This window comes from Komagataeibacter diospyri, assembly GCF_006538165.1.
GTDB classification, from domain to species: domain Bacteria; phylum Pseudomonadota; class Alphaproteobacteria; order Acetobacterales; family Acetobacteraceae; genus Komagataeibacter; species Komagataeibacter diospyri.
This window is the reverse complement of sequence record NZ_BDLU01000053.1, coordinates 44,176-51,940: the sequence shown is the minus strand read 5'-3', so window position 1 is coordinate 51,940 and position 7,765 is coordinate 44,176. Positions and strand designations below refer to the sequence as shown.

General features: G+C 55.2%; 7 protein-coding genes and 1 pseudogene. 3 read left to right on the top strand and 5 right to left on the bottom strand.

What is annotated here, in order from left to right; genetic code table 11:
* Positions 1-521: TetR/AcrR family transcriptional regulator (locus MSKU9_RS12030; RefSeq protein ID WP_141261655.1), on the top strand; the 521-nt coding region annotated here is incomplete at its 5' end.
* 134 nt (positions 522-655) lie between these two features.
* Here MSKU9_RS12030 and MSKU9_RS12025 read toward each other — a convergent pair.
* Complete coding sequence (locus MSKU9_RS12025) at positions 656-1,549, bottom strand: alpha/beta fold hydrolase (RefSeq protein WP_141261654.1); 894 nt, start codon at positions 1,547-1,549, stop codon at positions 656-658.
* A 953-nt stretch (positions 1,550-2,502) separates the two neighbouring features.
* Here MSKU9_RS12025 and MSKU9_RS12015 point away from each other — a divergent pair.
* Positions 2,503-3,441, top strand: a complete 939-nt coding sequence (locus tag MSKU9_RS12015; RefSeq protein ID WP_141261653.1) for a replication protein RepA — start codon at positions 2,503-2,505, stop codon at positions 3,439-3,441.
* 176 nt (positions 3,442-3,617) lie between these two features.
* On the opposite strand, the pseudogene MSKU9_RS12010 reads toward MSKU9_RS12015, so the two are convergent.
* Positions 3,618-3,909: pseudogene (locus MSKU9_RS12010) on the bottom strand (integrase core domain-containing protein); the annotation flags it as partial.
* A 154-nt stretch (positions 3,910-4,063) separates the two neighbouring features.
* Between MSKU9_RS12010 and MSKU9_RS12005 the strand changes: the two are divergent.
* Complete coding sequence (locus tag MSKU9_RS12005) at positions 4,064-5,335, top strand: IS110 family RNA-guided transposase (protein WP_141261651.1); 1,272 nt, start codon at positions 4,064-4,066, stop codon at positions 5,333-5,335.
* A 401-nt stretch (positions 5,336-5,736) separates the two neighbouring features.
* Here MSKU9_RS12005 and MSKU9_RS17915 read toward each other — a convergent pair whose 3' ends face one another.
* The 3 genes from MSKU9_RS17915 to MSKU9_RS11995 form a co-directional block, all read right to left on the bottom strand.
* The gene (locus tag MSKU9_RS17915; protein WP_154670676.1) at positions 5,737-5,877 is read right to left on the bottom strand and encodes a hypothetical protein; all 141 of its coding nucleotides are present in this window, start codon (positions 5,875-5,877) and stop codon (positions 5,737-5,739) included.
* 437 nt (positions 5,878-6,314) lie between these two features.
* Positions 6,315-7,013, bottom strand: a complete 699-nt coding sequence (locus MSKU9_RS12000) for a hypothetical protein (protein WP_141261650.1) — start codon at positions 7,011-7,013, stop codon at positions 6,315-6,317.
* On the bottom strand, positions 7,010-7,645 hold the full coding sequence (locus tag MSKU9_RS11995) for a ParA family protein (protein ID WP_084758338.1): 636 nt from the start codon (positions 7,643-7,645) through the stop codon (positions 7,010-7,012). Before MSKU9_RS11995 ends, MSKU9_RS12000 begins: the two co-directional genes overlap by 4 nt.
* Positions 7,646-7,765: the final 120 nt, after the last annotated feature.

The window sequence follows — 7,765 nt, the reverse complement described above, 5'->3', positions numbered from 1 at the left end:
AGACGGCGACGATGACCGAGATCGCTGCCCGCTCCAGCACGGCGATCGGTTCGCTTTACCGTTTCTTCCCGACCAAGGACGTGCTGGCCGCCGCAGTGCTCGAACGCTACGGCGCGTGGCTCCTGCATGCCCTGGATGAGTTGGTCGACCGCGATCCGCCGCTGTCGTCGCCACGTGAGGCGGCAGAAGGACTGCTGGACATCATCCAGCGTCTACGGACGGAACGCTCAGTCGTCCTTTCCCTGATCGACAGCGGGATTACCCTGCCAGATGGGACCGGAACGCTCCGCAAGGCGCTGATCGGGCGCATGAGCCAGCTGTTGTCACGGCTGGGTGGTTCTCCGGGTCCACATGACGAACGGGCCGTGATGCTGCTGCATCTGGTCAAGGCGATCTTTGCCCTGCCACAGGATCTTTCGGTCCCCCGCCCTACCCAGGATAAGGAAGCCGTTACGATGCTGCGGCTCTATCTGGAACATGCCGTTGCTTCCCGTCGATCCAAGTCAGGGGTCGCTCCGTAACCTCTGAATCCACACACAGCCGATCGGTACCTCCACCGGTCACGTCATCTGGATCGAGCGGGTCTGCTTTTAAATCATAAGTGACTGTAATGCGGTGAAAATCGAGCTTTGACTCTCCAACTGTTTCGCGAAGGTCAGAGAAACGCATCAAGCCGATGCAACAGTTCTGCCGGTGCTTCCTCCTGCGGACTATGACCACAGTCGATCGCGTATCCCCGCACATCCACGGCTTTTTCGCGCCATGTCTCGACAACATCATATAACGCGCCCACGGTGCCACGTGCACCCCACAGAGCCAGTAATGGGGCCTCGATCCGCCTGTCTGCATCAGCTGCATCATGAACGAGGTCGATGCCTGCCGCAGCACGGTAGTCTTCGCATGCTGCATGACGCATTGCCGGGTCGGCGTAGCATCGACGATATTCGGCCATGACACGCGGATCGACCGATCCTGGTATCTTGATCTGTCCTGCAATGTGGCTTTCGAGAAAGAAATCCGGATCCCCACTGATCAGCCTTTCGGGCAGTGGGGCGGGCTGGATCAGAAAAAACCACCAGAAATAGCGTCGGGCGAATTCCATATTGGTCCGGGCATACATCGTTGCTGTCGGTGCGATATCGATCAGCACCAGTTTTTCCACCGACTGCGGTGCATCCAGTGCCATGCGGTGCGCCACCCGTCCGCCCCGGTCATGCCCGACGACCATGAACCGTGCAAATCCAAGCTGGTGCATGACGCCAACCAGATCAGCCGCCATGGCCCGCTTGGAATAGTTGGCGTGATCCGTCCCACCTTCAGGCTTGGCGCTATCACCATAACCCCGCAGATCTGGGGCCACGATGGTAAAACGTTTCGCCAGTGCGGGCGCAACCTTGTGCCATGTCAGATGCATCTGCGGATGACCATGCAGCATGAGCAGCGGCGGTCCGTTTCCGCCGGTAGCCGTGCGGATCTGCACGCCATTCACCTCGATATCCCGCCAGCTAAAGCCCGGCAATAAATCGGGAAATTTCCTGATTGCGGTCATGCTTTCACCTGCATTCGTCCAGTGGACACACAGCAAAAAAGCAGAATATCAGGAAATCAGTATTTCCCCTGTTGAAGACCTGTTGATTATCTCCCTACCGCGACTCACAGCGGCGTCACTGGGTAAATCAGTTGGGATATCCGAGACAGTCGATTCGCAGAGTCTGCGGAAATAGCCAGGGCCATGTCACGCGTGATCACGGACGTCAGTCCCCAGTGTAACCACAACATCCAGATGAGGACTTTGGCGGGCGTAGCCCACGCCACGACATTATCCCGACAGACCGTAAAACGTACATTGACGGAGCCAGCGTCTCAGCGCGCCACCCGACCAAGTAAAAGTTCTGAACACATGTTCCCGCCTACATTCCCGCCAGAGTCCTCATGGAGTTTCTTTCAGAAGCAAAAACTGAGGACTCTGGCGGGAACATGCGACGCGCAAGGTTAATTTCTGAGATATGCCGAAAATCTGGAGCCGAAACAGATCGCAAAACGGTCCTCGAAGTGAGGACTCTAGCGGGGTTTTGTGCGCCAAAAACAGTTTATCCGCCGAACATCAAGGAAAATCGGCCTGTTAGAAGCCTCCTAACCTGAAAATTTCTCAGTTTTGAGGACTTTGACGGGGGGCCAAATTAGCGCTATCTGCAAATCGAGGACTCTGACGGGAAACTTGATGCCCTCAGAGATACCGATTCGCTCCACCTCCCTTTTGCAAGGTGACCAACAGGGTACTGAGGACTGTAGCGGAAAAACTGAGGACTCTAACGACACGAGCTTACGGAGCAAGCGCGATTCGCTTAAGTTATCCCGAGGACACTAACGGGACAAACTAATATTAGAATACAATTATCTCTAACTAGTATTAGATCCCGCTACAGTCCTCGGAGACATTCCGAACAAATCCGTGCATCATGGACACAGAATCGAGCCAACATACGTATGCCTAGGGGAGCCATGATGGCGGAAGTGCATGACTTGCTTCAGGAGCATGGTCGACAGCATGTACTCCAGCTAGACATGGACCGCCGGGTCGTTGATGCGGCAGCCGCATATCTGACAGACGAAGATGCCGGACTAGGTTTCATGTATAGCGGTTGGGCACAAGCACCGCTCCCGCATAAAAAACAGCCCGACTCTGCACCTTGGCAGGTTCGTACCGACAGAGTTACCCTTCTCGTAGAGCCAGGTCGACGGACACTTCCAAATGGAGAACTTCAATGGATTGGTGTCCCGTACGGAAGCCGGGCCAGACTTATACTGCTATATCTGCAGACTGAGGCTCTAAGAACCCAGAGCCGCGAAATTGAACTCGGGAAGTCGCTCCGCGATTGGCTTAAGAAGATGAACATCTCTCCCGGCGGTAAAACGATAGCCGACGTAAGAGAGCAGGCACTCCGCATCACACGCTGCCGTCTCACTTTCGAGGTCCAACAAGCAGGAAAGTCAGCATTAGTACAGCAACTTATAGTCGATAAAGCGCTGTTTACGGAAGATGGTGAGGACTCTAGCGGGGGGCAACTTTTAGCGCGAACGAAGCTAAGTGAAACATTCTACGATCAGCTTCGTCGACATCCTGTTCCCATCCAGGAATCCGCAATTCGAGCGATCAGTAAGCACTCGATGGCTTTAGACATATATTGCTGGCTTGCATATCGGCTGCATGTCCTCCAGAAGGACACACCAATCACTTGGAAGGGTCTTCACGCCCAGTTCGGTGCTGGCGTGAAACGCCTAGACCATTTCCGTGATACCTTCTGCGCTCAACTCAATTTGGCGCTGGCAGTATATCCGGAAGCGGTAGTCAAACTGAGTGCTGTGGGCCTAACATTAGTTCCCTCACCTCCACCCGTTGAGCCAAAACGCTCGATAGTCGCATTTCCTCGGTCCCGCTAAAGTCCTCACTCGACGTAAACGATTAAAACGTCTGAGTCACATAGAGGCAGATCAGTGGAATAATTGCGGACGAACAGTCGAAGATAGCCGTGTCGTGTTGAAGGCCCTAAAAGAGAGAGCCCAAACCGTCGGGACATTACCCTGCCCCGAAAGTGCCCTCAGTTTTAGGTCGAGTTCTATGGATTGCTATTTGCTTTATTGGCGTGTTGGGCGAAAGTCTTTGGCGTCATGCCGTTCATGCCAGCGTGGGGCCTGACGGCATTGTAGTCGGCACGCCAGATCTCGATGACCAATACGTGCGTGAGCGATGTTGCGAAACAGACGTTCATTGAGGCATTTGTCCCGGAACCGGCCGTCGAAGCTCTCGACGAGCCCTTTCTTCTGCGGCCTGCCTAGTATGATAAAGTGCCACAGCACCGACCGTTTTTCTTGCCAGGCCAGGATTGCGTTCGACGTCATCTCGATGCCGTAGCACATCAGGAAGCGCCGGCATCGGTAATGCCGATCTGGCCTTAAGGCCAGATCGGCGGCCATGACCAGGCGACATGTCTCCATAGTGATGGTGTCCAGCCACACAGAGGAGACAACCGACCGTGACCAGATCCGATACTATACTATACCAATGACTGCCGTCCTCGTCGCCATCGATGTCGCCAAATCCCGCAATGAGGTCCTGATCGAAATGCCCGGCAGCCGGCGGCGACGACGCCTGACCGTGGCTAACACGCGCGTCGAGCATGACCGCTTCGTGGCAGAGCTCCAGGCTCTGGCGCCGCGACCGGTCATTGTTGGCTTCGAACCGACAGGCCATTATCATCGGCCACTGGCCTGGCGCCTGGTGCAGGCTGGGTTTGATACACGCCTGATTTCTTCGGTCGCCCTCGCCCGCACACGAGAAGCTCTGCACAATGGCTGGGACAAGAATGATCCCAAGGATGCGCAGGTCATCCTGCACATGCTCCAGATCGGTGCGACCAAACCGTATCACGATCCGCTGGCCAACAGGATCAATGACGTTCAGGAACTGTCCGTTACGCACGAGGTGATTTCCCGTGCCAAAACTGAGGTCCAGCACCGGATCCTTACCCATTATCTGCCGCTTTATTTTCCGGAGATCGATCGTTTCAGGGGCAATACCCGCAGCGACTGGTTTTTCGCTCTGCTCGAGCAATTCCCGGTTCCCGCCAGCATCACGGTGCTCGGCAAAGATGCGTTTGTCGCGGCAGCCTGGGACGTCGTCGGTCGCAAGGTCAGCAAGTCTCGTCTGCCTGGCGACATCTGGGACACAGCCCGGACATCCATCGCCTTGCCGATTGCCCCGGATGCTCCTGCGATCGGGATGTTCAGGCTGGTGTTGGGAGAGGCGCGGCGCCTGATTGCCCAGCGCGACGACATTGAGGCCGCGGCCATCGAACTGCTGGGCGAGCATGCCGATTTCCGGCGTCTGCAGCAGGTGCCAGGCATCGGGCCGATCCATGCCCTGACAATCCTGGCCGAGGCAGGTGATCTGAGACGTTTTCGTCATCATCGGCAATTTCTCAAATTCTGCGGTCTGGATCTGTCCACCTACCAGTCGGGTCAGTATCGCGGCAGAACGAAGCTGTCCAGGCGCGGTAATGCGCGCTTGCGCCGCACATTGTGGATGGCAGCTCAGGTCGCCATTCGTCAGCGCGAGAACAGCTTCCGTGACAAGTTCGATCGCTATGTGGCCAGGGACCGGCATGATCCGGACCTGCGCCGCAAGGCGTTCACAGCCATCACCGCAAAGATGGGACGTGTTGTGCACGCGATCATTAAACGCGGTGACGATTACCGGCCCTTCGTTGAGGGGCCGGTTCCAGGTGGAGGAACCCCTCTCACTCAGTGCCGTGAGGGCGCGTTAGCGACCCTGTAGATAATGTTTGGGTCCTCCACCTGGGTTATCGCATCCCATCTTCAGGACGGTTAGAGCCACGGCGCCATCACGCCGCTCTGGACTCTGTGTTTGCTATGGCAGGGAGCACCTTATTTTGCGGTGGAGACCGCCTAGTTTTTGCTTGCAGTATTTTTCAACGACAGTGCAAACTGCCGATAGAGACGTGTTGCCAAATCGACCGGATGCTTCCCGATATAGGACGTTGTCGCTGACGATCATCATGTTGAAGCCGCGATATTCGTCGATCCGGTCGAGTTCGCGTAACGGTAACGTCCCCCCCTTTAGCGCCCGGCCCTCCCGCGTGTAATCGTTTTCAACTGGCAGCACGCGGAAGCGACATCCGTTATCCAGCGCGTCCGAAAAAAATCAAGGCTCCAGCGCTAATTAAGACCGTCGGGTACCAGCATTGGCGAGTAGATGCCGATTTCCTGCTTCTGGCTACCAGACTTGTGGACCGACAACTCTTCCTTGCGATACAACCGGAACAGCTTCTTGTGGATCATCATTACTCCCTCGCACATCCAGAAAAAACCTGCCGGCTCTGATAGCCGAACCGACATCGTTCGCCCGCAAGGTGGCATAGTGGGCTGCGCGCCTCGGTATCATATGGACGGCATGACTGACGCATAACGCCACGTCCGTGGGTCGGTGCTGATGAGGCTACAGGCCCGCCCCGTTTTTGCGAGCAATCCCGTTCGGTCATGGCTCTGGTCAGAGCATTACGCCATAAACTAGGTGTCTCACGAATTTCCTATTCGCTGCTCCTCCAGCTTCGAGGCCTCCATTACGCTTTCCACTAGGAGCCGCTTCAGGTTTTCGTTCTCCTCTTCAAGAGGCTTGAGGCACTGTGCTTCCGGCATTTCCATCCCGCCGTATTTCGATCGCCTTTTGTGGAAGGTCGTATTACCGATCCCGTAATAGATGCGTGGGTTGGCCTCTTAATATTCTCTCGGATTCCTTACTCGTCACCGATAAGTTCATCGATTTCACGTAAGCGCTTTCGGATGGCAACAAGCTGTTCCAGCATTTGGCGCCTGGTGCTTCTAAGGCGCCGCGCCTCTGTTACGAGCGCGGCAAAATCAACATGGGCCTCGGGCCGCTTGATTGACTTTCGGAATGCTATGATTGCGGAACGAGACGCGCTGGGTGCGACTAGGCCCTTCTCGCGAGCCGCATCGAGTTCTTCTGGTCCCAGCAAAGTCAGTTGGTACGCTGCACTATATGAACCCGGTAGTGAAGTCTCGCTAATTCGGCCACTATCTACCATGCTTGCGATCCGACGCAACTGAGAAGCCACCGGTTCGGAGAAAGGAAAAAAGCGCTCGAAGCTGGATTTAAGACGGTTTTTCTCTTCTCGCGAAAAAAGTGCATTTTCTAGCGTATTTAATGCTCGACCGATTTCCAGAAAGGAACGCGCAGCCTTTTCCCACGCCGATGTGACTGCGCGCTGGGTGTCAAGAATGATCCGGATGCGGCCCTCGTCCTTCGCGAGGTCCGTTCCGGAAAATACTGATGCAATCGTCTCCAAGGTTTCAGAGGATACGGTGGTGAGTTCATGTAGCTCACTAGGACGCGCGTCAGACGGCTGTATTTCGTCAGCATCAAGGCCCTGCAAAGCTCGCAGCGAGATACCGCGCGTCGAATTGGCTTTGCTCACAGGTCCAACTCCTGTCGCAAGTAAGACCAGAGTGCGCCAAACGCTTCCGCGTTTTTGGGCCGACTTAGATCCATGACGCCCAACCCTTTACCATTTGCAAGTGATATTTCCTCTGCTTGGGCGATTTCTACGGGACACACGGGTCCGACATTCAGCAATTTGGAGCGGATAGTCGCGTAGGAACGAGTTCGAATATTCGCCCGATTAATGATGAACGCTGCTTTCGCGCCGCTCTGTTTCAAATGGCGCATCCACGGTATCACGCTATCTAAATCGTCTTGACTTTGCTGGCAAGGAACCAGAACAAAATCAGAACCCTCACACAAGCCCAAGATTGCCGTCATGTTGATTTCGATTGAAGGCGGCGTGTCGATGACAATAAAATCGGCGGAGGATTGCCTCGCCATTTTCAGGGTAGACCGCCAGTCATCAAGAGACGCGCGATGTACAGGAATATGGGATACAGCCGGAATACTCGCACGGACGCGTTCCCTGCGTTCCGCCCATGTGGCTAGAGTTGCCTGTTTATCCATATCCAATCCTAATACTTGTCTGCCTGCTTGAGCAGCTAAGACAAGTATATTCCGGGATAACGACGATTTTCCGACACCGCCCTTTGGCGATGATAGCATCACGATGGATTGCTTTGACGGAGAGGGATGTTTTGTCATTGGGACCTTATCGATGCAGGAGTTCCGCGGACCGCCACCATGTAGAAGAAGTTTTTACAGGACAGCTTTCTGAAGACAAGC

Bases quoted from the DNA above. Each gene is read 5' to 3' on its own strand.
- MSKU9_RS12025 (WP_141261654.1), bottom strand. From the start codon at position 1,549: ATGACCGCAATCAGGAAATTTCCCGATTTATTGCCGGGCTTTAGCTGG.
- MSKU9_RS11995 (WP_084758338.1), bottom strand. From the start codon at position 7,645: ATGCTATCATCGCCAAAGGGCGGTGTCGGAAAATCGTCGTTATCCCGG.
- MSKU9_RS12015 (WP_141261653.1), top strand. From the start codon at position 2,503: ATGATGGCGGAAGTGCATGACTTGCTTCAGGAGCATGGTCGACAGCAT.
- MSKU9_RS17915 (WP_154670676.1), bottom strand. From the start codon at position 5,877: ATGTGCGAGGGAGTAATGATGATCCACAAGAAGCTGTTCCGGTTGTAT.
- MSKU9_RS12005 (WP_141261651.1), top strand. From the start codon at position 4,064: ATGACTGCCGTCCTCGTCGCCATCGATGTCGCCAAATCCCGCAATGAG.